General features: G+C 61.0%; 22 protein-coding genes. 4 read left to right on the plus strand and 18 right to left on the minus strand.

The features are described from left to right. Nucleotides 1-3: 3 nt before the first annotated feature. Together AB4Z20_RS14615 and AB4Z20_RS14620 are read right to left on the minus strand one after the other, a co-directional pair. Nucleotides 4-678, minus strand: a complete 675-nt coding sequence (locus tag AB4Z20_RS14615; RefSeq protein ID WP_253472020.1) for a COG3650 family protein — start codon at nt 676-678, stop codon at nt 4-6. Nucleotides 679-739: 61 nt separating this feature from the next. Beyond that, the gene (locus AB4Z20_RS14620; protein ID WP_253472022.1) at nt 740-1339 is read right to left on the minus strand and encodes a short chain dehydrogenase; all 600 of its coding nucleotides are present in this window, start codon (nt 1337-1339) and stop codon (nt 740-742) included. 104 nt (nt 1340-1443) lie between these two features. Between AB4Z20_RS14620 and AB4Z20_RS14625 the strand changes: the two genes are divergently transcribed. Next, on the plus strand, nt 1444-2355 hold the full coding sequence (locus AB4Z20_RS14625; RefSeq protein WP_442090146.1) for a LysR family transcriptional regulator: 912 nt from the start codon (nt 1444-1446) through the stop codon (nt 2353-2355). A gap of 135 nt (nt 2356-2490) precedes the next feature. Here AB4Z20_RS14625 and AB4Z20_RS14630 read toward each other — a convergent pair whose 3' ends face one another. The 9 genes from AB4Z20_RS14630 to AB4Z20_RS14670 all read right to left on the minus strand — a co-directional run bounded on the left by AB4Z20_RS14630 (nt 2491) and on the right by AB4Z20_RS14670 (nt 10221). Next, nucleotides 2491-2967: a DoxX family protein gene (locus tag AB4Z20_RS14630; RefSeq protein WP_320389997.1), complete on the minus strand. Its 477-nt coding sequence runs from the start codon at nt 2965-2967 to the stop codon at nt 2491-2493. After that, a complete protein-coding gene (locus tag AB4Z20_RS14635) occupies nt 2964-3722 on the minus strand; it encodes an HvfC/BufC N-terminal domain-containing protein (protein ID WP_442090147.1) in 759 nt (252 codons plus the stop codon). Before AB4Z20_RS14635 ends, AB4Z20_RS14630 begins: the two co-directional genes overlap by 4 nt. After that, nucleotides 3719-4588, minus strand: a complete 870-nt coding sequence (bufB, locus tag AB4Z20_RS14640) for an MNIO family bufferin maturase (RefSeq protein ID WP_442090148.1) — start codon at nt 4586-4588, stop codon at nt 3719-3721. The genes AB4Z20_RS14635 and bufB overlap by 4 nt, the downstream gene beginning before the upstream one ends. 25 nt (nt 4589-4613) lie before the next feature. After that, on the minus strand, nt 4614-4919 hold the full coding sequence (locus AB4Z20_RS14645) for a BufA1 family periplasmic bufferin-type metallophore (RefSeq protein ID WP_214511620.1): 306 nt from the start codon (nt 4917-4919) through the stop codon (nt 4614-4616). A 301-nt stretch (nt 4920-5220) separates the two neighbouring features. Next, on the minus strand, nt 5221-5922 hold the full coding sequence (locus AB4Z20_RS14650; protein WP_442090149.1) for an ABC transporter ATP-binding protein: 702 nt from the start codon (nt 5920-5922) through the stop codon (nt 5221-5223). After that, nucleotides 5923-6690 (minus strand): high-affinity branched-chain amino acid ABC transporter ATP-binding protein LivG, encoded by a 768-nt coding sequence (gene livG / locus AB4Z20_RS14655; RefSeq protein WP_057448896.1) that lies wholly within the window; start codon nt 6688-6690, stop codon nt 5923-5925. Next, nucleotides 6687-7943, minus strand: a complete 1257-nt coding sequence (locus AB4Z20_RS14660; RefSeq protein ID WP_214511621.1) for a high-affinity branched-chain amino acid ABC transporter permease LivM — start codon at nt 7941-7943, stop codon at nt 6687-6689. The genes livG and AB4Z20_RS14660 overlap by 4 nt, the downstream gene beginning before the upstream one ends. Continuing rightward, nucleotides 7940-8863: a high-affinity branched-chain amino acid ABC transporter permease LivH gene (gene livH, locus AB4Z20_RS14665; protein WP_003198480.1), complete on the minus strand. Its 924-nt coding sequence runs from the start codon at nt 8861-8863 to the stop codon at nt 7940-7942. Before livH ends, AB4Z20_RS14660 begins: the two co-directional genes overlap by 4 nt. A gap of 230 nt (nt 8864-9093) precedes the next feature. After that, nucleotides 9094-10221 carry a branched-chain amino acid ABC transporter substrate-binding protein gene (locus AB4Z20_RS14670; RefSeq protein ID WP_253472032.1) on the minus strand — a complete coding sequence of 376 codons (1128 nt, stop codon included), beginning with the start codon at nt 10219-10221 and terminating at the stop codon, nt 9094-9096. A 339-nt stretch (nt 10222-10560) separates the two neighbouring features. On the opposite strand from AB4Z20_RS14670, the gene AB4Z20_RS14675 reads away from it, so the two are divergent. Then, nucleotides 10561-10866: a DUF2288 domain-containing protein gene (locus AB4Z20_RS14675; protein ID WP_253472034.1), complete on the plus strand. Its 306-nt coding sequence runs from the start codon at nt 10561-10563 to the stop codon at nt 10864-10866. A 286-nt stretch (nt 10867-11152) separates the two neighbouring features. On the opposite strand, the gene AB4Z20_RS14680 is transcribed toward AB4Z20_RS14675, so the two are convergent. Further along, nucleotides 11153-13336, minus strand: coding sequence for a hypothetical protein (locus AB4Z20_RS14680; RefSeq protein WP_214511623.1), 2184 nt, complete (start codon nt 13334-13336; stop codon nt 11153-11155). A 350-nt stretch (nt 13337-13686) separates the two neighbouring features. Here AB4Z20_RS14680 and AB4Z20_RS14685 point away from each other — a divergent pair, with 350 nt between their 5' ends. Beyond that, on the plus strand, nt 13687-15036 hold the full coding sequence (locus AB4Z20_RS14685) for a spinster family MFS transporter (RefSeq protein ID WP_258690483.1): 1350 nt from the start codon (nt 13687-13689) through the stop codon (nt 15034-15036). Between the two features lie 73 nt (nt 15037-15109). On the opposite strand, the gene AB4Z20_RS14690 is transcribed toward AB4Z20_RS14685, so the two are convergent. Both AB4Z20_RS14690 and pobA read right to left on the minus strand, forming a co-directional pair. Continuing rightward, entirely contained in the window at nt 15110-16645 is a 1536-nt protein-coding gene (locus AB4Z20_RS14690; protein WP_442090150.1) for an MDR family MFS transporter, read from the minus strand. A 51-nt stretch (nt 16646-16696) separates the two neighbouring features. Continuing rightward, nucleotides 16697-17887, minus strand: coding sequence for a 4-hydroxybenzoate 3-monooxygenase (gene pobA / locus AB4Z20_RS14695; RefSeq protein ID WP_442090151.1), 1191 nt, complete (start codon nt 17885-17887; stop codon nt 16697-16699). A 175-nt stretch (nt 17888-18062) separates the two neighbouring features. Here pobA and AB4Z20_RS14700 point away from each other — a divergent pair, with 175 nt between their 5' ends. Continuing rightward, nucleotides 18063-18956 carry a helix-turn-helix domain-containing protein gene (locus AB4Z20_RS14700; protein WP_253472042.1) on the plus strand — a complete coding sequence of 298 codons (894 nt, stop codon included), beginning with the start codon at nt 18063-18065 and terminating at the stop codon, nt 18954-18956. 7 nt (nt 18957-18963) lie between these two features. Here the strand turns inward: AB4Z20_RS14700 and AB4Z20_RS14705 are convergent, their stop codons facing one another. The 4 genes from AB4Z20_RS14705 to AB4Z20_RS14720 form a co-directional block, all read right to left on the minus strand. Beyond that, nucleotides 18964-19140: a hypothetical protein gene (locus tag AB4Z20_RS14705; RefSeq protein ID WP_162843733.1), complete on the minus strand. Its 177-nt coding sequence runs from the start codon at nt 19138-19140 to the stop codon at nt 18964-18966. 293 nt (nt 19141-19433) lie between these two features. Beyond that, nucleotides 19434-19793, minus strand: a complete 360-nt coding sequence (locus tag AB4Z20_RS14710) for a DUF5064 family protein (RefSeq protein ID WP_253472044.1) — start codon at nt 19791-19793, stop codon at nt 19434-19436. A gap of 65 nt (nt 19794-19858) precedes the next feature. Then, nucleotides 19859-20788, minus strand: a complete 930-nt coding sequence (gene arcC, locus AB4Z20_RS14715; protein ID WP_253472046.1) for a carbamate kinase — start codon at nt 20786-20788, stop codon at nt 19859-19861. Between the two features lie 190 nt (nt 20789-20978). Beyond that, nucleotides 20979-21989, minus strand: a complete 1011-nt coding sequence (locus tag AB4Z20_RS14720) for an ornithine carbamoyltransferase (protein ID WP_258690487.1) — start codon at nt 21987-21989, stop codon at nt 20979-20981. Between the last annotated feature and the right edge of the window lie 35 nt (nt 21990-22024).

Raw genomic sequence — 22024 nt, forward strand, 5'->3', positions numbered from 1 at the left:
GAATCAGTCGTTGCGCGCACCACCGAAGTAGGCGCAGCCACGCTGGACCTGACCGTTGACCCGCAGTTCGGCGCTCATGTGTTGCACACTGCCGGTGGTGCTGTCGACGCAGCGCTGGGCGGCCAGCCAGAGTTCGACCTTCTGGCCGTTGGCTTCGGTGCTGAGATTGAAGCGACCATCGCCCAGTTGTTCTTCAAGGTAAGGCACCGCCAGTGTCGGTTGGCCTTCACGCTCAAGCACCATGCCCTTGCCGCTGGCCTTGAGGTTCCATTGCGGGCCATGACCGGCGGCACGCAACACCAGCAGTTTGAAATTGCCGTCATCGCAAGCGCTGCCCGAGTGCTCCAGGCGATACAACTGCTCCAGGTCCAACTGGCTGTCGCTGCCGGCCGCTGCGCTGGAGACGATACGGCCGCGCACATCGGCAAACAGCTTGCCCTGGTCATCGGCCAGGCTGGCGGCCTGCTGCAGCACGCTGGTGCCACCGCTGTCATTGACGATGTAGCGGCGCTGTTCCTGGCACGGCTGGAACACCAGCTTGCCATCGGCTGCCGTGAGCTCGCCTTGCATGCGCGTCTGGCCGGCGTGGGAGGCGCTCTGACGAGGGGCGTCGAGCAATTGGCAGCCGGTGAAGAGCGGCAGGAGGGCGACAAACAGCAGGGAGCGGGCGGCACGCATCATTGGGTCTCCAGACAAGTGCCGCCACGTTACTCAGACTGATCCTGCATCACAAGGGGTGTTAGCCCACGTGAAAGGTCTGACCGGTTTGTAGGCCTTCGACACTCTTGGCGTAGGCCAATGCAACATCGACGGCCGGGACCGGTTTGTAGCCGCGGAAGTACGGGGCGTATTTGTCCATGGCTTCCAGCAACACGTTCGGGCTCACCGAGTTGACCCGCAAGCCCCGTGGCAACTCGATTGCCGCGGCGCGCACGAAACTGTCCAGGGCGCCATTGACCAGGGCCGCCGAAGCACCACTCTTGATCGGATCGTGGCTGAGCACGCCGGTGGTGAAGGTGAAGGATGCACCGTCGTTGGCGAATTCGCGACCGATCAGCAGCAGGTTGACCTGGCCCATCAGCTTGTCTTTCAAGCCCAGGGCAAAGCTGTCATCGGTCATGTCGGCCAGGGGTGCAAAGGTGACGTTACCGGCGGCGCAAACCAGGGCATCAAAGCGGCCGGTCTTTGCGAACAGCGCGCGGATTGAAGCGCTGTCGCTGATATCCACCTGCAGGTCACCGCTGTGGCGGCCGATCCGAATGATCTCGTGACGCGGCGACAGTTCGTTATCAATGGCCGAACCGATAGTGCCGTTGGCGCCGATCAACAGGATTTTCATGAGTTGTTTCCCAATGGGTTGAATGAGTTTTCAGTCTAGAGGGGTTCTTTCCATTGATAATCATGCTAATAGGCAACCTTTGGTTTTCAATTGGAAACAATCCAATGAGCGAAATGGATGACCTGGCGGCGTTTGCCGTGTTGATGGAGGCCGGCAGCTTCACCCAGGCGGCCCAGCAGTTGGGGTGCAGCAAGGGCCAGTTGTCCAAGCGCATCAGTCTGTTGGAGAGGCGGTTTTCGGTGGTGTTGCTGCAACGCACCACGCGGCGCTTGAGCCTTACGGCGGCAGGGGCGGCGTTGTTGCCCCAGGCCCAGGCGCTGTTGGTGCAGGTGGAACGGGCGCGTCAGGCATTGGCTCGGCTGAAGGACGATATTTCCGGGCCGGTGCGTATGACGGTGCCGGTTTCGTTGGGCGAAACGTTCTTCGAAGGCTTGCTGATGGAGTTCGCTCGTACGTATCCCAATGTGCAGATCGAACTGGAGCTCAACAACGGTTACCGTGACCTGACCCGCGATGGCTTCGACCTGGCGATCCGTTCCGACGCCGCCATCGATGAGCGGCTGGTGGCCCGGCCATTGCTGGCATGGCACGAAATGACCTGCGCCAGCCCGGCCTACCTCGAACACTATGGCGAACCCGAGACACCCCAAGCCCTGGCCGAACATCGCTGCCTGCTCAACAGCCACTACAGCGGCCGGGAAGAATGGCTTTATCACCAGCAACACGAACTGCTGCGGGTCCGGGTGTCCGGGCCGTTCGCCAGTAATCACTACAGCCTGCTGAAAAAAGCCGCCCTGGCCGGCGCCGGAATCGCCCGGCTGCCGTCATACCTGCTGCATGAGGAGTTGGCCGACGGACGCCTGCACTGGCTGCTACGCGGCTACCAGACTCGGCGCATGCCGATGTACCTGGTGCACCCGTACCAGGGTGGATTGCCCAAGCGCACCCAGGTGCTGGCTGACTATCTGATCGACTGGTTCAAGCGCAGCGGCGAGGCGTTGGATCGGCTCAAGTAATAAGGGGCTCAACCCATTGGATAGCCCTTGTGGGAGCGAGCCTGCTCGCGATAGCAGTGGGTCAGTCAACAACTGTATTGGAGCGGGTATTGCTATCGCGAGCAGGCTCGCTCCCACAGGAGTTTCTAGTCGCAGTCAGTGGGCGTAACGCTTGGCAATCAGGTGGTCGATGGACAGTATCCCCGGCCCACGGGCCATCAAGTAGAGCAATACCGCCGCCCAGGTGCCATGGGTCGGGTAGGCGTCCGGGTAGACGAACAGCTGGATGGTCAAGGTCATGCCCAGCAAGGCCAACGCTGAAAAGCGTGTCGCCAGGCCAAGCAGGATCAGGACCGGGAACACATGCTCGGCAGAGGCCGCCAGGTGTGCGGCCAGTTCCGGCGACAGCAACGGCAGGGCGTATTCGCTTTTGAACAGGGGAATGGTCGAGTCCGCCAGCCGTGGCAGACCGATCTGGAAGGTGCCGTCGAACAAGTCGATGGCCAGGCCTTCGATTTTGGTCTGGCCGGATTTCCAGAACACCGCGGCAATCGAGAAACGCGCGATGAAGGCGATCAGGCTGTGGGGAATTTTCTCCAGCCATTGAATGGAACCGGCAATCAGGGCGTTCATGGGGATACCTGTTCAGCTAGGAGGTGAGTGATAGCTCTGTGGCGAATGAGCCCCGCCAGGGTCTGTTCCAGGTCGAGGTCGATTGAGGCTTCAATGGCAGCGGTCAGGGACAGCCCCTGTTGCAGGGCGGTGATGAACCCATGGGCCGCGTGATTGATCGCGAACACTTGCACGTCGAGGCCGTTGCGCAGCACCAAGGCGTTTTGCGCAGAAAATGCCTCGAACGGCACGGGGGGCTCGTGCTGATGGGCGGCCCAGATCGTCACCACGGCGAAGGGCGATTGCAGCAGCCGCAGTGACGGGTGCAGACCGACCTTCTGGTGCCTTGTCTGTGTGGGTGATGACAGCGCCTCGACAATCTGTTCTGCGGCCATGGGCTCGGCGTCGGCGGCATGCCAGGCTTGCACGTGCAGTCGCTCCAGCCGGGCGACGTCCGCCAGGTACGGCACGCAGGCGGCGGGTTCGAAGCGTTCGATGAACCCGGCAAAATCATCCCCATAGTCGCTCATCAACGGGCTTTGCGGTGGCGCCGACTGAACGTAGACCCCAGCCATGCCTCGGAAGAATTTCTCGCCCACCAGTTGCGCCACCACCGGGTAATTGTCGGCCAGGGCGTTGATCAATGAACTGAGCACGTTGTTGCGGTACACCGCGAAGCGGCTCTGCGGGTCGGCGCCGTTGGCACTGACCAGGCCGGGCGGACAAGCCTTGCGCGGGTCGAGCAGGGCGGCGGCGAATGTGCGCTGGTCGCTCATGATCGGGCTCCAACGGCGTTTAAAAGTTGATCGGCCTGGCGCGCTTCGGCCAGCAGCACCTCCCATGGGGGGATGTGGTTGTCGCGCTCGATCAAGGTGGCTACCGGCCCGGTCTGCGCCAGAACCTTGAGGTACAGTTGCCAGACTGCGTTGTCGATTGGCGCGCCGTGGTCGTCTATCAACAGGCGCTCGCCAAGGCTGTCGGTGTCTTCGGCAAAGCCGGCCAGGTGAATTTCACCGGTCGCTTGCAGGGGCAGGGCGTCGAGGTAGGCCAGTGGATCGCGGCAGTGGTTGATGCACGAAACGTAGACGTTGTTCACATCCAGCAGCAGGCCGCAGCCGGTGCGCCGGATCACTTCGCTGATGAAGTGTGGCTCGTCGAGGGTCGAGGCTTCGAACGCCAGGTAGGTCGCCGGGTTCTCCAGCAACAGCGTGCGTTTGAGGCTGGACTGCACCTGGTCGACGTGTTCGCAGACACGGTCGAGGGTTGCTTCGTCGTAGGCCAGGGGGAGCAGGTCATTGAGAAACACCGGGCCGTGGCTGGACCAGGCCAGGTGTTCGGAAAAGGATTGGGGCTGATAGCGGTCGATCAATGCGGCCAGGCGCTGCAAATGCGCGATATCCAGCGGCCCCTCCGCACCGATCGACAGGCCGACGCCGTGCAGCGACAGCGGGTACTGTTCGCGTATCCGCCCCAGGAAGTGATGAAGCGGCCCGCCGGCCACCATGTAGTTTTCCGCGTGCACTTCGAAAAAGCCCAGGTCCGGTCGGGTCTGGAGCACCTCACGAAAATGCTCGGCCTTGAGCCCCAGCCCCACCCTTGGTGGCAGTCGGGTATCAGTGGCGAGGAAAGGGCTATTCAACATGGTGGCGGGCCTCAGGCAGATGCGATCAGGACTTGGCTTTGAACGCTTCGAGCTGGCCGAAACCAGTTGGGGAGGTCTTGCTTTCCATTGTGGTGCAAGTGCCTTTGGGTACCGATTTCCAGGCGTTGCCCTGATAGTCCATTTTCGCCGTGCCGGCGCAGGTGGTGCCGGCGCCAGCGGCGCAGTTGTTCATGCCTTTGAGGGCGACACCGAAGCATTTTTCCATGGTGTCGTCGGCTGCGTGGACGGTCGAGACGGCTGTCATGCTCAGGGCAGAACCCAGGGCCAGGATCAGGGCGGTGGCGGACAGGGTGCGGGTCGAAGCAGTCATGATGATTCTCCAGTCATTCAGGGAAATGAACCGGCGTTAGCGCCGGTCTGCTGAACTAGAGAGGGGAGGTGGGAAAGCGTTACAGCGGGCGCATGATTTTTTTTAGTGATCCTGGAACCTGTGGCGAGGGAGCAAGCTCGCGCTGAGACCTGTAGGAGCTGGCGAAGCCTGCGATCTTTTGATCTTGATCTTTCGCTTTAGACTCAATTGTCCGGGACAAGATCGCAGCCTCGCTTCGCTCGACAGCTCCTACATTGGGCAAAAAAAACGGCCCGAAGGCCGTTTTTTTATTGCTGCAGACTCAACCGCCCAGGTACGCCTCGCGCACTTTCGGGTCGGTCAGCAGGGCTTCACCGGTGCCTTGCATCACCACGCGACCGTTCTCCAGCACGTACGCCCGGTCGGCGATTTTCAGCGCCTGGTTGGCGTTCTGCTCCACCAGGAACACCGTCACGCCGTCCTTGCGCAGTTGTTCGATGATGTCGAAGATCTGCTGGATGATGATCGGTGCCAGGCCCAGGGAAGGCTCGTCGAGCAGCAGCAGCTTGGGCTTGCTCATCAGCGCACGGCCGATGGCGAGCATTTGCTGTTCACCGCCGGACATGGTGCCACCGCGCTGGGTGAAGCGTTCTTTCAGGCGTGGGAAAAGGTGCAGGACCTTGTCCATCTGTTCCTGATAGTCGCCCTTGTCGGTGAAGAATCCGCCCATGGCGAGGTTTTCTTCCACGGTCAGCCGGGCAAATACCCGACGACCTTCCGGCACCACCGCGATGCTCTTGCGCATGATCCGTGACGAGTCCTGGCCCACCAGTTCCTCACCCATGTAGCAGATGCTGCCGCTGTGGGCCTGGGGCGAACCGCAAAGCGTCATCAGCAGGGTGGATTTGCCGGCGCCGTTGGCACCGATCAGCGTCACGATTTCGCCCTGGCGGACTTCGACGTTGACGCTGTGCAAGGCCTGGATCTTGCCGTAGAAGGTGGAAACGTTTTCGAATTGCAGCATTTACGCTTCCCCCAGGTAGGCTTTGATCACTTCAGGATTGTCGCGGATCTGTTCCGGCGAGCCGTTGGCCAGGGGGGTGCCCTGGTTGATCACGACGATGTGGTCGGAAATGCTCATGACCAGCTTCATGTCGTGCTCGATCAGCAGCACAGTGACGTTGTGCTCCTCGCGCAGCACGCCGATCAGCGCTTTCAGGTCTTCGGTTTCCTTGGGGTTCAGGCCGGCGGCCGGTTCGTCGAGCATGAGGATCCGCGGACGGGTCATCATGCAGCGGGCGATTTCCAGGCGTCGTTGCTGACCGTAGGCCAGGGTCCCGGCGGTACGGTTGGCAAACTCCTTGAGGTTGACCTTGTCCAGCCAGTACTCGGCGTACTCCATGGCCTCGCGTTCGCTTTTGCGGAACGCCGGGGTCTTGAACAGGCCGGCAAAGAAGTTGGTGTTCAGGTGACGGTGCTGGGCGATCAGCAGGTTTTCGACCGCCGTCATGTCCTTGAACAGCCGCACGTTCTGGAAGGTGCGCACCACACCCTTGCGGGCGATCTGGTGGCCGGGCAGGCCCTGGATCGGCTCGCCGTCCAGCACGATGGTGCCGCCGGTGGGCTGGTAGAAGCCGGTCAGGCAGTTGAACACGGTGGTCTTGCCCGCGCCGTTCGGCCCGATCAGCGCAACCACCTGTTTTTCTTTCACGGTCAGGGCCACGCCGTTGACCGCCAGCAAGCCGCCGAAGCGCATGCTCAAGTTTTCGACTTTGAGGATCTCGCGGCTCATTTGCGCAGCTCCATGTGGGGGCGTTGCATAGGCAGCAGACCTTGAGGACGCCAGATCATCATCAGCACCATCAAGGCGCCGAACATCAACATGCGGTATTCGCTGAATTCACGCATCATTTCAGGCAGCAGGATCATCACGATGGCCGCCAGGATCACGCCCAACTGCGAGCCCATCCCGCCCAGCACCACGATGGCGAGGATGATCGCCGACTCGATGAAGGTAAAGGATTCCGGCGTCACCAGGCCCTGGCGGGCGGCGAAGAAGCTGCCGGCAAAACCGGCGAACGCAGCACCGAGGGTGAAGGCCGACAGCTTGATGATCGTCGGGTTGAGTCCCAGGGCGCGGCAGGCGATTTCGTCTTCACGCAATGCCTCCCAGGCGCGACCGATCGGCATGCGCAGCAGGCGGTTGATGACGAACAGCGCGGCCAGGGCCAGCAACAGGGCAACCAGGTAGAGGAAGATCACCTTGTTGATCGAGTTGTATTCCAGGCCGAAGTACTCGTGGAAGGTCTGCAGGCCTTCGGCGGCCTTACGTTCGAAGGTCAGGCCGAAGAACGTCGGTTTCTCGATGTTGCTGATGCCGTTCGGGCCACCGGTGATGTCGGTCAGGTTGCGCAGGAACAGACGGATGATCTCGCCAAAACCCAGGGTTACGATGGCCAGGTAGTCACCGCGCAAGCGCAGGACCGGGAACCCCAGCAGGAAACCGAAGGTGGCGGCCATCATCCCGGCGATCGGCAGGCAGATCCAGAAGCTCAGGCCGAAGTAGTGGGACAGCAGCGCATAGCTGTAGGCACCGACGGCGTAGAAGCCGACATAACCCAGGTCCAGCAGGCCGGCCAGGCCTACCACGATGTTCAGGCCAAGGCCGAGCATCACGTAGATCAGGATCAGCGTGGCGATGTCCACCGCGCCGCGGGAGCCGAAGAACGGCCAGACCAGTGCCACGACGATCAGGCCCAGCACGATCCAGCGCTGGGTCGATGGCAGGGTAAGGAAGTTGCTGGCCTTGGCCGGGATCACCGGCAGGCCGGGCGACGACTTCCACATGGCGCTGATCTGCGTGCTGAACAGCACCCGCAGGAACATCAGCAGCGAACACACGGCGATGGTTGCCAGGATGGCCGGGCTGGTGCCATGCACTTCCAGGTCGATGCCGACGATGGTCAGTTTAAGACCCAGTACCGGGTAGGCCACGGCCCAGACCAGCAGGGCGCTGAAGAGCGCCGATTTGAGATGCCTAGTCATACTTTCTCAACCTCCGGGCGGCCCAGGATGCCGGTCGGCCGGAATAACAGAACCAGAACCAACAAGCCGAATGCCACGACGTCCTTGTACTGGTCGCCGAAGATGTCGGCGCCAAAGGCTTCCGCCACGCCCAGCACCAGCCCGCCGAGCATCGCGCCGGGAATGCTGCCGATGCCGCCCAGTACTGCGGCGGTGAAGGCTTTCAGGCCGACGAGAAAACCGGCGTTGGGGTTGATCACGCCGTATTGCATGCTCAACAGCACCGCGGCGATGGCCGCCAGGGCCGCACCGATGACGAAGGTCAGGGCGATGATGTTGTTGGTGTTGATGCCCAGCAGGTTGGCCATCTTGATGTCCTCGGCACAGGCGCGGCAGGCGCGGCCCAGGCGGGAACGGGAGATGAACAGCGTCAGGCCGAGCATGGCGACCAGGGTCACCACGAACACCACGATTTGCATGTAGGAAATCAGCACTTCATGTGCCCCGCCTGGCCCGATGGCAAAGTTGCCCGGAATCAGGTTGGGTATGGATTTGTCCTTGGAGTCTTGCGAAAGCAGTACCGTGTTCTGCAGGAAGATCGACATGCCGATGGCGGAAATCAGCGGGATCAGACGGTTGCTGCCGCGCAGGGGGCGGTAGGCGATCCGTTCGATGCTGTAGCCATAGGAGCTGGTGACGACGATGCTCGCGATGAAAGCCGCGGTCATCAACAGCGGGACACTGTCGAGTCCCATCATGCTCAGCCCGGCGATGGCGATGAACGCCACGTAGGAGCCGATCATGTACACCTCGCCGTGGGCGAAGTTGATCATTCCAATGATGCCGTAAACCATCGTATAGCCGATGGCGATCAGGGCATACGTGCTGCCAACGGTCAGGCCGTTAACCAGCTGCTGGAAGAAGTGATAGATGTCAGGCATTACAGCGCTCCTAAAAACCTGATACGCATTTCACTGGTGGAGTCATTTTCCCGCCCGGGTCCCGTGGATCTGCATCCACTTCGAACACGAGGTTTGCCAGCGAACCGCTGATGACGGTTTTGAGATTTTCAGGTGGGGAGACTGGCGGATCACGCCAGCGCGGCCCAATACATTTAAAACAAAGCCCACGGCACGCCGTGGGCTTTATTGGCAGTCAGTCAGGCCAGGCCTTACTGAGGCGAAGCTTCGGTTTTAGGTTTGCCGAAGTGCCACTCGTAGACCACGAACTTGAAGTCCTTCAGGTCGCCCTTCGCGTCGAAGCTCAGGTCACCGGTTGGGGTCTTGAAGGTGCCGGCGTGGATGGCTTCAGCCACTTTGGCCGCGTCTTCGCTCTTGGCTGCGGTGATGGCCTGGGCAATCACCTGGACAGCGGAGTAGGACGGGAACACGAACGGACCGCTTGGGTCTTCTTTCTTGGCCTTGAACGCGTCAGCCAGGGCGACGTTGGCCGGATCCTGGTCGAAGGATTTCGGCAGGGTCACCAGCAGGCCTTCGGAAGCGTCCTTGGCGATTTGCGAGATGGAGTCGTTACCCACGCCTTCCGGACCCATGAACTTGGCCTTCAGGCCTTTTTCCTGGGATTGACGCAGGATCAGGCCCAGCTCCGGGTGGTAGCCGCCGTAGTAGACGAAGTCGACGTTGGCTTGCTTGAGCTTGGCGATCATCGAGGAGAAGTCTTTGTCGCCGGCGTTCACGCCTTCGAAGACGGCAACCTTGACGCCTTTGCCTTCGAGGGTTTTCTTCACGGCGCTGGCGATGCCTTCACCGTACTGCTGCTTGTCGTGCAGGACCGCAACGATCTTCGGCTTGACGTGGTCGGCGATGTAGTTGCCGGCCGCAGGGCCTTGGGCGCTGTCCAGGCCGATGGTGCGGAAGATCATCTTGTAGCCGCGAGCGGTGATGTCCGGGCTGGTAGCGGCCGGGGTGATCATGACCACGCCTTCGTCTTCATAGATGTCCGAAGCCGGCTGGGTGGAGCTGGAGCACAGGTGGCCGACCACGAACTTGACGCCATCGTTGACGACTTTGTTTGCGACCGCTACCGCTTGTTTTGGATCGCAGGCGTCATCGTATTCAACGGCGACGAGTTGCTTGCCGTTGACGCCACCCTTGGCGTTGATCTGTTCGATGGCCATTTTGGAGCCACTGAACTGCATGTCGCCGTATTGGGCTACAGGGCCGGTTTTTGGGCCGGCGATGCCGATCTTGATGGTGTCGGCGGCGAACGAATGGCTGGCAACCCCGGCCAGAACCATAGCGGCAAACAGTTTGGAAATCTGCTTAGTAGCCTTAGTCATAGTGCTCCACTCATGCTGTTGTAGTTTTTATAGTCCTGGCGCCGTAGCAGCAGAACCGGGTCAGATATCTTGGATACCCTCGCGGAAAATGCCCCCGGCAACTGTACCGGTACAGTGTAGAGCGCCGATTGTTGGCAAGGGAAGCTGGCGCTTGGGGGCAAAACCTGAGGGTGTCGCTTAATTGAAAGAAAAAGACAGAATTGCGGCGGGGGTTGTCCGGTCATATCGGCAATCCTTGGCTTTCCTGCGCTTTTCAATCGGTACTGCAATTGCTACCGGGTTTTTCTGCCAGACCACCGACGTTATCATTCGCGCCGATTTCTTTTCCGGACAGGTCCCATGAATCAAGAACCTAGCACCCTCTATGCCAAACTGCTTGGTGAAACCGCATCCATCACCTGGAAAGAGCTGGAGCCGTTCTTTGCCAGGGGTGCCCTATTGTGGGTCGATCCGGCACTGGATTTGATCGCCGCCGCCGAAGCCGTCGCCCAGGACGAAGGCGACAAAGTCGCCGCCTGGCTGGCCGCCGACCAGCTCGCCAAGCTGTCTGAAACGCGGGCGCTGGATTTTCTGGAGCGTGATCCGCAGCTTTGGGCGGTGGTGGTTTCGCCCTGGATTATGATCCAGGAAAGGGCGTCGAACTGATCGATGCACCAAGTTGGTTCGCGTTCGGGTGGGCAAGAAAGTGTGTAGGTGAGTAGCGTGATGGCGTCCTGCCGTGGCGAAACGCCACAGGGGAGGGTGACGTATACGTAACGGGAACAGTTTATGGAGCAGCCTTTGGGCTGCTCAATTGTTTCTGGATGTTGTTCAGGTGCAGGATTCAGGGCCGCTATCGCGAGCAAGCTCGCTCCCACAGTGGGTCTGTGTACACAAAACCCTGTGGGAGCGAGCTTGCTCGCGAAAGGGGCAACACGCTGCTGCGCCAGCCTCAGTAACTCTTGCCAGTATGGTTATTAAGGGAAATAACCTTGGTCTTGCCAATGCGGTGACGGTAGATCTCGCGCAGGTACTTGATGGATTTCTTCACGCAGTCGCGGGACAGGCGGATGTCGTTGATCGAGACGAACTTGTCCTTGTCGTTGATCAGCTCGCGGTATTTCTTCTCGTACATCGGCTTGATCGCGTACCAGTTGGTGTCGAGGATCTTCGCCGGGTTTTCGAATTCGTTGAGCAGATCGTCGATGCGTTCTTCGTCGAAGTCTTCATTGATGATGAAGTCCAGGATCGAGTTGTCCAGGGTGTCGTCGAAGCGGTACGGGGTGCGGGCGAAGCAGCGTTTGATGAAGGCCACGATCAGGGTCAGGAAATCGTCCGACAGGCACGGGCTCTTGGCGATCAGGGTGGTGAGCGACAGGTTGGCCGACGCACCGATCACCAACGCGTAACGCTTGAGGGTGGTGTTGGGGAACAGGCTGTTGAGGTGGGTCTTGAGCCGGTTCAGGTCCATGTAGGACAGCTTGTAGTCCTTGGGCAGGGAGACGATGGACACCACCGACGAACAATTCTTGAAGAAGTGCAGGTCATGCAGGGCGGCTGCGTCGTAGCCGGAATTCTTGTACTGCTCCAGCGACGCCCGGTAGCGCTTGGATTCGATCGGCAACAGGCTGATGCCTTCGATGGCCTGGGTGACTTTGTTGAAGTGCGGCAGGTCGATGGAGCGGAAGAACAGGTCGTCGATGTTCAGGCGCGGCGGCTCTTTCTCGAACACCTTGAACTTGTCGCCGCTTGGCGCCGGGGTTTCCGGAACGACGGACTCGGCGTAGGCAATCGCCACCGGGCCGGCCAGGCTCATGAACAGGTCGTTGGCGTCCAGGCGAATGGTTTCGCCAATGTCGATGCCGGCACGGCGGAAGTAGTTCTGGTCGTAGTCGGTGGTAACCGCCTGGGCCGTCAGGATGTTGAAGATCTGCTGGGAGATGTACTGGTTGGCGTGCTTCTCCATGGCATTGACATCAATGTTCTGGATGTTGCCGTCATCGCTTTCTTCGGCGTAGCGCATGATGTCGTTGGAGATCAGCATCATCGCGTTCCAGGGGCGGATACGGCCCATCACGCTGGCTTCGCTGCTGTCTTCGTTGGCGAAGTTGTACGAGAAATCCCATTCTTCCGACAGGTACTTGCACAGCAGGCGTCCGGCGTTGATGTGCAAGGCCTCGGACATTTCACTGCGGTGGTCGGAAATGTTCGGCAATACGCAGATGCCGCTGGTGAAAATCGGTTCGAAGACGAAGGAGTGACCGCTCTTGCTGTCGTGTTCGTCCATCGGCTTGGTGTCGAACGTCTTGTTCATGTACGAGTATTGCTGGGCCAGGCCGAACTCCGAGGCCATGCCCGAACCGGTACCGCCGCCGGCACTGAAGATCGAGAAGTACAGGCGCGACTGGTTGGCCTTGATGCCGCAGCTGTCGATCAGGTACGAGTGGATCATTTTCCAGTCGGGGCTGGAGAAGCGCTGGGTGTCCTTGTTCAGGATGATCTTGGCCAGGTACTGGCCCAGGATCGGCGCGTTACCGGCGCCACCGGCGTGGACTTCCGACAAGTCCATGATCTTCATTTTGCTGTAGTCGCGCAAAAAGCCGCTTTTCTCGCCCTTGCGCGAGAAACGGATGCGCCCGGCGATGTCCTTGTCCAGGTCGCCGAGCATCACCAGCGGTTCCACCAGGAACACCGGTTTGCTGGCCTTGCTGTTGCCCAGGCGCAGGTTGTTGCGGATCCACTGCGCGGGGCTGTAGCCCTTGTCGCTGTAAGCCTTGTCTTCGGCGTTGAATTCGTTGAGGTAGAACTTGCGGGCGTTGTACACCAGCTCCGCCACGTCCAGGGCGATGTTGGAACCGCAGCGCCCCAGGCCGATCAGGCATACCGACGGGAATTCCTGTTGGGCGCGGTCGTTCTCGTCTTCTACCAGATGGGGCGGTCGCGGGAACACCGCGTCGCGCAGGCCATCGAGGTTGTCGAGGATCCGGTCGGTGTTGGTTTCGGTGAAATACAGATACTGCTGAGTCGACAGGGGACGCGAGCTCGAGCTGCTCGATGGTTTCGAGGCTTCAGGGCCGTTGGCGGCCGGGCTCAGGGTCAGATCGGATACCGCAGTGGCTGTTTTTTTGGAAGTCATTGTGCGCCATGTGCCTGAACTGGTTGGCTCGACGAGCGCTGTCATCGAACCATCGCGGATGGGAGCTCGCGTCCTGGATGGCGCGAAGGTCGGCCCGAGCGTCCAAGGCTATGGCCTGGGCGCCGCTCGAGAGATTCTTTCCTGATAGGTTGAATCGGCCACCGGGAGACGATCTTTAATCAAGAATGGGCGAAATGATGGCAATTGTTACAGGAAATTGACCGTTATCAAGAAACGCGCCGCTCGCCATGGATGGGTATCAGCCTTGCGAATGATTGGAGACAGCCCGCGCGCCGCTGTCTAGATTGCAGATTCCGCTAATGCTCCATAACAATAAAAGAGACGGACCCATGCAGAACTCGACCCAAGCGGCGAATGCCTGGCGCATTCTGTTCCTGTTGTTCCTGGCCAACCTGTTCAACTTCTTCGACCGCACCATCCCGGCGATCATCATCGAGCCGATTCGCATGGAGTGGAGCCTCAGCGATTTCCAGATCGGCATCATCGGCACCGCTTTCACTATCGTCTACGCCATTGCCGGGTTGCCATTGGGACGCATGGCCGATACCGGTTCGCGCAGCAAGTTGATGGGCTGGGGCCTGGCGACCTGGAGCGCGCTGACGGCGGTCAACGGCCTGGTGGGCAGTTTCTGGGCGTTCCTGCTGGTGCGCATGGGCGTCGGGATCGGCGAGGCCAGCTACGCGCCGGCTGCCAACTCACTGATTGGCGATCTGTTCCCGGCCCATCGCCGGGCGCGGGCCATGGGCATCTTCATGCTGGGCCTGCCGATTGGCTTGTTGCTGGCGTTCTTCACCATCGGCGCGATGGTCAAGGCCTTCGACAGCTGGCGCGCGCCGTTCTTTATCGCGGCGGTGCCAGGCTTGGTGCTGGCGCTATTCATGTTCTTCATCAAGGAACCCAAGCGCGGCGCGGCGGAAACCGTGCAGGTGTCCCAGGAAAAGGTCGACCGACCGATCCGTCGAGTATTGGCGATTCCCACTTTCCTGTGGCTGGTGCTGGCCGGGTTGTGCTTCAACTTCGCCACCTATGCCTGCAACTCCTTCCTGGTGCCGATGCTGCAACGCTATTTCCTGATGCCGTTGCACGAGGCGGCGGTGGCCACCGGGATCATGGTGGGCGTGACCGGGTTATTCGGCTTGACCCTCGGCGGTTGGATCGCCGACAAGATTCACCAGCGCGTGCCCAGCGGTCGCTTGCTGTTCGCCGCGTTCAGCCTGGTGATCTCGACGCTCACCACCGCCTGGGCATTGCACGCCGGGCGAATTGAAATCGGCGTGTTCGTCGCGGTGTTCAGTGTCGGCTGGTTGTTCGCCTATACCTTTTATACCTGCGTGTACACGGCGATCCAGGACGTGGTCGAGCCGCGCCTGCGGGCTACGGCGATGGCGCTGTTCTTCGCCGGCCTGTACTTGCTCGGTGGCGGCCTGGGGCCGGTGGTGGTGGGCGGCTTGTCCGACTACTTCGCCCGCACGGCCATGGCCGCAGCCGGAGTCGACCAGATGACCGAAGCGTTCAAGGCCATCGGCCTGCATGACGCGATGTACCTGATCCCGGTGGCGCTGTTCCTGACCATGGTGTTCCTGTTTTTGGCGTCACGTTGTTTTGTGCGCGATGCCAAGCGCATGAAGGACGGGATGAGCGCGGTGGTGCTGCCCGAAGGTGTCGTGGCGACGGCCTAAAGAAATTTTGTGGCAATGATGCTTTTGTGGCGAGGGAGCAAGCTCCCTCGCCACAAAGGCCGTGTGTTACAGGTTATCCAGCCTTGTCATCTCGCCCACGCAACAGGCGATTGGGCATCGCCACCGCGGCCGCCAGTCCCAACAACGACACTGCTGCGCTGATCATCAGCAAATGCCGGAACGTCGCCTGCAGTTCCTGGCGCAAGGCGTTCTGCGCCTCGCCCGGGGCGGCGTTCAGGCCGTCCAGCAAGACGCTGCCGGAATGCCCTTCACCGATCAGTGACGAGCTGGCGAGCTGGGCGAAGCTTGAATCTTGCAGCAAGGCCAGCAGCAACGCTGACATCAGTGCCACGCCCACCGCGCCGCCAAGGGAGCGGAACAGGTTGGTGGTGCTGGTGGCGACGCCGATGTCCTGTTGGTGTACGGCGTTCTGCGCACCCACCAGCGAAGTGGGAAACTGCATGCCGGAGGCGATGCCGCTGAGCAGCATGAACAGGCTGCTCAGCCAGAGCGCGGCGGGCGGGGTGAAAGCCATGCCGAGGATAGCGAACGGGAAGAGCAGGGCGCCGCTCAGGATCATCGGCTTGTAGCGCCCCGTGACCGAGGTCCGGCGTCCGGCGAAATACGCGCCGATCGGCAGCCCTATCGCCAGCGGCAACAAGTGCAACGCCGCACTGTCGGCACCGGCGCCGGTCACGCTCTGGAAGCGCAACGGCACCAGCACTGTCAGGGAAATCGCCTGGAAGCTGGTGAAGAACACCGTGCACCAACACAGCACCGCATCGCGGTTGGCGAACAGGTGCATCGGCAACAACGGCTCCCGCGCCCGGCGCTCGTGCCAGGCGAACACCCCCAGCGCTGCTCCTGCGCAACCCAGCAACCCCAGCACTTCACGGCTGTGCCAGGCATGACCCTGGCCGACCTGGGTGATCCCCAGCAGCAGCGCCGTCAGGCCGATGATCAGCAACACGGTGCCCAGGTAATCGATGATCGGCGTGCGTTGCGGCACCGGCAGCCCGACCAGGCTGCGTCGGGCGACCCACCAGGCCACCAGGCCCAGTGGCAGGTTGATCCAGAACACCCAGCGCCACGACAGGTACTCGGTCATGTAGCCGCCGAGCACCGGTCCCGCCACGCTGGCCACCGCGTACATGCTGCTGAAATAACCCTGGTAGCGACCGCGTTCGCGGGGCGCGATGATGTCGCCGATGATCGCCTGGCTCACCGAAATCATCCCGCCGGCGCCGATGCCCTGGAAAATCCGCGCCAGCACCAGTTGCTCCATGTTTTGGGCCAGGCCGCAGAACAGCGAGGCCAGGGTGAACAGGCCCATGCCGAACAGCATCAGCGGCCGGCGACCGTAGAGGTCACCAAGCTTGCCGTAGATCGGCACCGCCACGGTCATGGCGACCATGTAGCCGGCAATCACCCAGGCCAGCAGGCTGACGTCGGCGAATTGTGCGGAAATGGCCGGTATCGAGACGGCGACGATGGTCTGGTCCAGCGCACCCAGGAAAATCGCCAGCATCAGGGCTGCCAGCACGCTACGGATGGCCGGTTTTGGGGCGTGGAGCGTATTGAACTGAGTCAAGGCAGAACCTGCGGGCATCGCGCCGGAGAGGCAAAATGGACGAAACCCGCAGTTTAAGTCGATAGGCGACTATTCGATAGCCTCGTAAGGAAGTCCGACGTAATTTTCCGCGATGGTCTTGCGACCGGCCTCGGAGTCGACGAAATATTCCAGCTCGGCTTCGCTGATACGCTGGTTGAAGGCGTCGTCGTCGAAGCGGTGCAGCATCGAGGTCATCCACCAGGAGAACCGTTCGGCTTTCCAGACGCGCCGCAGGCAGATGGCCGAATACTTCTCCAGCAGATCCACACGGCCGTCGCGATAGACCTTGAGCAGGATGTTGAACAGCGTGCTGACATCGCTGGCCGCCAGGTTCAGCCCCTTGGCGCCGGTGGGCGGGACGATGTGGGCCGCATCGCCCACCAGGAACATCCGCCCGTACTGCATCGGCTCGACCACGAAGCTGCGCAGCGGGGCGATGCTTTTCTCGATGGACGGGCCGGTCACCAGGGCTGCGGCCAGGTCGGCGGGCAGGCGGTTTTTCAGTTCATCCCAGAAGCGCTCGTCCGGCCAGTCGGCCACTTGTTCCTCGGCGGGCACTTGCAGGTAATAACGGGTGCGGGTCTTGGAGCGCATGCTGCACAAGGCAAAACCGCGTGCATGGCGAGCGTAGACCAGTTCTTCGTGGACCGGCGGGGTGTCGGCCAGCACGCCGAGCCAGCCAAACGGGTAGACGCGTTCGAAGACCTTGAGTTTTTCCGCAGGAATGGACTGTCGCGCCACGCCGTGGAAACCGTCGCAACCGGCAATGTAGTCGCAGTCCAGGCGCCAGGTTTCCCCTTCATGCTCGAAGGTCACGAAAGGGGTTTCGGTTTGCATGTCGTGGGGTTGGGCGTTGCTGGCCAGGTACAGGGTCCGGGCGCCGGCGGCTTCGCGGGCGGCCATCAAGTCACGGGTCACTTCGGTCTGGCCGTAGACCATGACATTTTTACCACCGGTCAGGCCCTTGAGGTCGATGTGCACCCGTCGATCGTTGAGCACCAGTTCAAAACCATCATGGGGCAGGCCTTCGGCGTCCATGCGCCGGCCAACGCCGGCCTGACGCAGCAGTTCGACCATGCCTTGCTCCAGCACACCGGCGCGGATGCGGCTCAGGACGTATTCCGGGGTCTGGCGTTCGAGGATGACAGTGTCGATCCCGGCGTTGTGCAGTAACTGGCCGAGCAGCAGGCCAGAGGGGCCGGCACCGATAATAGCGACTTGGGTCTTGAGGGTTTTCATTGTTGTTATGACTCGCACGAAGCACGCGACCAGGGTCGGTGTTGATTATTAGAAATCGAGTGCCTACATTTTTCGCTTGCGGAGCTGTCAGTTGAAGGGGAAAACTGAGCCGATACCTGTTCTTTTCGCCAATTGGTGCGATTATCGCCCGCAACCCCAGGCCCGGATCCACGTTATGAAAAAACCTGACCTGCCTCCGATCCCGGTGTTCAAGCTCTATGGCGAGAGCCAGGAATGGCCGACGCCGGACTTGTTGCACTGCGAGACCATCTCCAAGCGCAGCCGCGAGCATCAATGGGAAATCAAGCCTCATCGGCATGCTGATCTGTGCCAGTTGTTGTTTGTCTTCAAGGGCCAGGCGGAACTGGAAATCGAGGGCCGGCACACGCTGCTCACCGAGCCGGCCGTGCAGATCCTGCCGCCGCTGTCGGTCCATGGCTTTCGTTTTTCCGAGGATGTGGAAGGTTACGTGGTGACCCTGGCGGCGCCGCTGGTCACGCACCTGCAAGCGCAACTGGGGCATTCGGTCAACGTCCTGGCCCAGGCCGAAAGCTACCCCGCCCTTGAGAATGCCGAGTACCTCAACAGCCTGTTCAGCGCCTTGCAGAATGAGTACGTGGGGCATCAACCGGCGCGGGAAATGCTGATGCACGCGCTGGTCAGCGTGATCATGGTCTGGGTCAGCCGCCAGGTGATGCAGCGACACACCCAGGCCCAGCGCCCGCAACGGGCCCGGGAATACCTCAACGGCTTCATTCAGTTGGTGGAAGAAACCTATCGCGAGCACGTCAAGGTCGAAGACCTGGCCCACCGCCTGGGCATTTCCGTGTCGCACCTCAACGGCACCTGCCGGGAGCTGGCGGGGCAACCGGCGTTGCAGATCATGCATGAGCGCCAGTTGCTGGAAGCCAAGCGCCTGCTGACCTACACCGGCATGACCATCTACGAGATTTCCGAAATGCTCGGGTTTTCCGACCCGACCAACTTCACCCGGCTGTTCCGCCGGCGCGTGGGCATCTCGCCCAAGGCGTTCCGGGACCGGCTCAAGACCGATCAACAGGACGACTGACCACGCCTCAGCGCAGGGCGTTCAGGGTTGCGCTGTGGGGGATGCACCGTTCGAAGTTGCAACTGGCGTATTCACGGGGCAGTTGCCTGGCCTGCTCGACCCGGTAGGCCGCAGTGCCGTATAGCGCGAGCGTCGCGGCGCAGGTGACAAAAATGGCGAGGCGTCTTCTTGTTTTAATGTTCATGGCGGTGACCTCTGAACGAATACCCGGGGGTACTACTTTCAGAATAGGTCAGCCGTGGCGAGTTGCCAGCCGGGCAGGCTTTGTGTGTAACCCGATATTCAGAACACTGATATTCCCCAGTAGGACCCAGCCTCCCAAGGGCTGAAGCCCTGCTTCATTGTGGCGAGGGAGCTTGCTCCCGCTGGGCTGCGCAGCGGCCCAAAAATGTTGCGGTCGCTGCGCAACCGAGCGGGAGCAAGCTCCCTCGCCACAGGTTCGCTGTATGTCAGGAACTGGCAGTGTTTCCCAGTCAGTTACGCCAGGTGTTCTGGCTTCATCGGGTCGCCCGGCTTGACGTCCAGTTGCTTGCGCACGTCTTCGAACATTTCGTCGTAGTACTTGTGCATCGAGCCGATGCTGGCGGTCTTGGGCAAGCCATACTTCTGGGCGATGCGCGTGGCGTGGCGGGCGAAATCGAAGGCCTGGTCCTTGGCCAGGAAGAATGTCTCGTCCAGTGACTTGTCTTCGACGCTGCCATGCACCCGGAACGACATGCCCGTGCCTTCCTTGCCGTCCTGGTCGACCTTGTAGTCGATGCACAGGTTGTAGCTGAAATCGTCCTTGTTCAGCGCATGGCGCTCCATGTGCAGGTGTCCGGGTTCGAACATGGCCATAAGCAACTCTCCTTCGAAGGCATGGGGAGTAGGGCAGACCCTGGATCCGCCCCGCAAGTTTCCTGTTATCGATAAGTGATGCCAGGTGTCGCTGTGCTGATGCGCGTACCGGCAGTGCCCTGGACGATAGCATCGATGTCCGACAGCGACCCGATCACCGCGACCTTGCCAGTGTTGCGCGCGAATTCGCAGGCCGCCTGCACCTTCGGCCCCATGGAGCCGGCGGCGAAGCCGAGCTTTTCCATGTCGTCGGGGTGGGCCTGGGCAATGGCTTTCTGAGTCGGCTTGCCGAAGTCGATGAACGCGGCGTTGACGTCGGTGGCGATCACCAGCAGATCGCTTTCCAGCTGTTCGGCCAGCAGCGCCGAGCACAGGTCCTTGTCGATTACTGCTTCCACGCCTTGCAGCTTGCCGTCGGCGTCGTACATCGTCGGGATGCCGCCACCGCCGGCACAGATCACGATGCTGCCCTTTTCCAGCAGCCATTTGATCGGGCGGATTTCAAAGATGCGCTTGGGCCTGGGGCTTGCGACCACGCGACGGAACTTGTCGCCGTCGGGGGCGATGGCCCAGCCTTTTTCGGCAGCCAGTTTTTGCGCCTCTTCCTGGCTGTAGACCGGGCCGATGGGCTTGGTGGGTTTTTGGAAGGCCGGGTCGTTGCCGTCCACTTCAACCTGGGTCAGCAGCGTGGCGAAGGGGACTTCGAAGTCCAGCAGATTGCCCAGTTCCTGTTCGATGATGTAGCCGATCATGCCTTCGGTTTCGGCGCCGAGCACGTCCAGCGGATACGGCGCGACCGAGGTGTAGGCCGCCGCCTGCAACGACAGCAGGCCGACCTGCGGGCCGTTGCCGTGGGCGATGACCAGTTGGTTGCCAGGGTGGATTTTCGCGATCTGTTCGGTCGCGGTGCGGATGTTGATGCGTTGATTGTCTGCGGTCATGGGTTCACCCCGACGCAGGAGGGCGTTACCGCCCAGGGCAACGACGATACGCATGGTGCTGTCCTTTCAAAAATGGAACGAACAATGCTGTTCCCTTGTGGAAGCAAGGCTGTGGGAGCAAGACCTGTGAGAGCTGACCTGTGGGAGCAAGGCTTGCCCGCGATGGCATCGCCTCGATCCATCAGCTACACCGAGGTGCCTGCATCGCGGGCAAGCCTTGCTCCCACAGTTCTGCTCCGAGGTCCTAGATATCCGCCAACGCCGACACCAGGATCGCCTTGATGGTGTGCATGCGGTTTTCCGCTTGCTCGAAGGCGATGTTGGCCGGCGATTCGAACACGTCCTCGGTCACTTCCACGCCATTGGCCAGGTTCGGATAACGGGCGGCGATGTCCTTGCCGACCTTGGTTTCGCTGTTATGGAACGCCGGCAGGCAGTGCATGAACTTCACCCGCGGGTTGCCCGAGGCTTTCATCATTTGCGCATTGACCTGGTAGGGCAGCAATTGCTCGATGCGCTCATCCCAGGCTTCCACTGGCTCGCCCATGGACACCCAGATGTCGGTGTGGATGAAGTCCACGCCCTTGACGGCTTCCTTAGGGTCTTCGGTGATGGTGAGGCGTGCGCCACTTTCGGCGGCGAAGGCCTGGCACTGGTCGATGAAGTCCTGATGCGGCCACAAGGCTTTCGGCGCGCCGATGCGCACGTCCATGCCCAGTTTGGCGCCGATCATCAACAGCGAATTGCCCATGTTGTAGCGGGCATCGCCCAGGTAGGCATAGCTGATGTCATGCAGCGGCTTGTCGCTGTGTTCGCGCATGGTCAGGGTGTCGGCGATCATTTGGGTGGGGTGGAATTCGGCGGTCAGGCCGTTGAACACCGGCACCCCGGCGAACTTGGCCAGTTCCTCGACGATCTCCTGTTCGAAGCCTCGGTATTCGATGGCGTCGAACATCCGCCCCAGGACCCGGGCGGTGTCTTTCATGCTTTCCTTGTGCCCGATCTGCGACGACACCGGGTCGATGTAGGTGACGTGGGCGCCCTGGTCATGGGCCGCGACTTCGAAGGCGCAGCGGGTGCGGGTCGAGGTCTTCTCGAAGATCAGCGCGATGTTCTTGCCCTTGAGGTGCTGCTGTTCGGTGCCGGTGTACTTGGCACGCTTGAGGTCGCGGGACAGGTCCAGCAAAAAGTGCAGCTCGCGGTTGGTGTGGTGCATCAGACTCAGCAGGCTGCGGTTGCGCATGTTGAACGCCATGATGTGGATCTCCTCAGGTGTAGGTTATCCCCGGG

Source organism: Pseudomonas sp. KB_12 (genome assembly GCF_052114545.1).
GTDB classification, from domain to species: domain Bacteria; phylum Pseudomonadota; class Gammaproteobacteria; order Pseudomonadales; family Pseudomonadaceae; genus Aquipseudomonas; species Aquipseudomonas brassicacearum.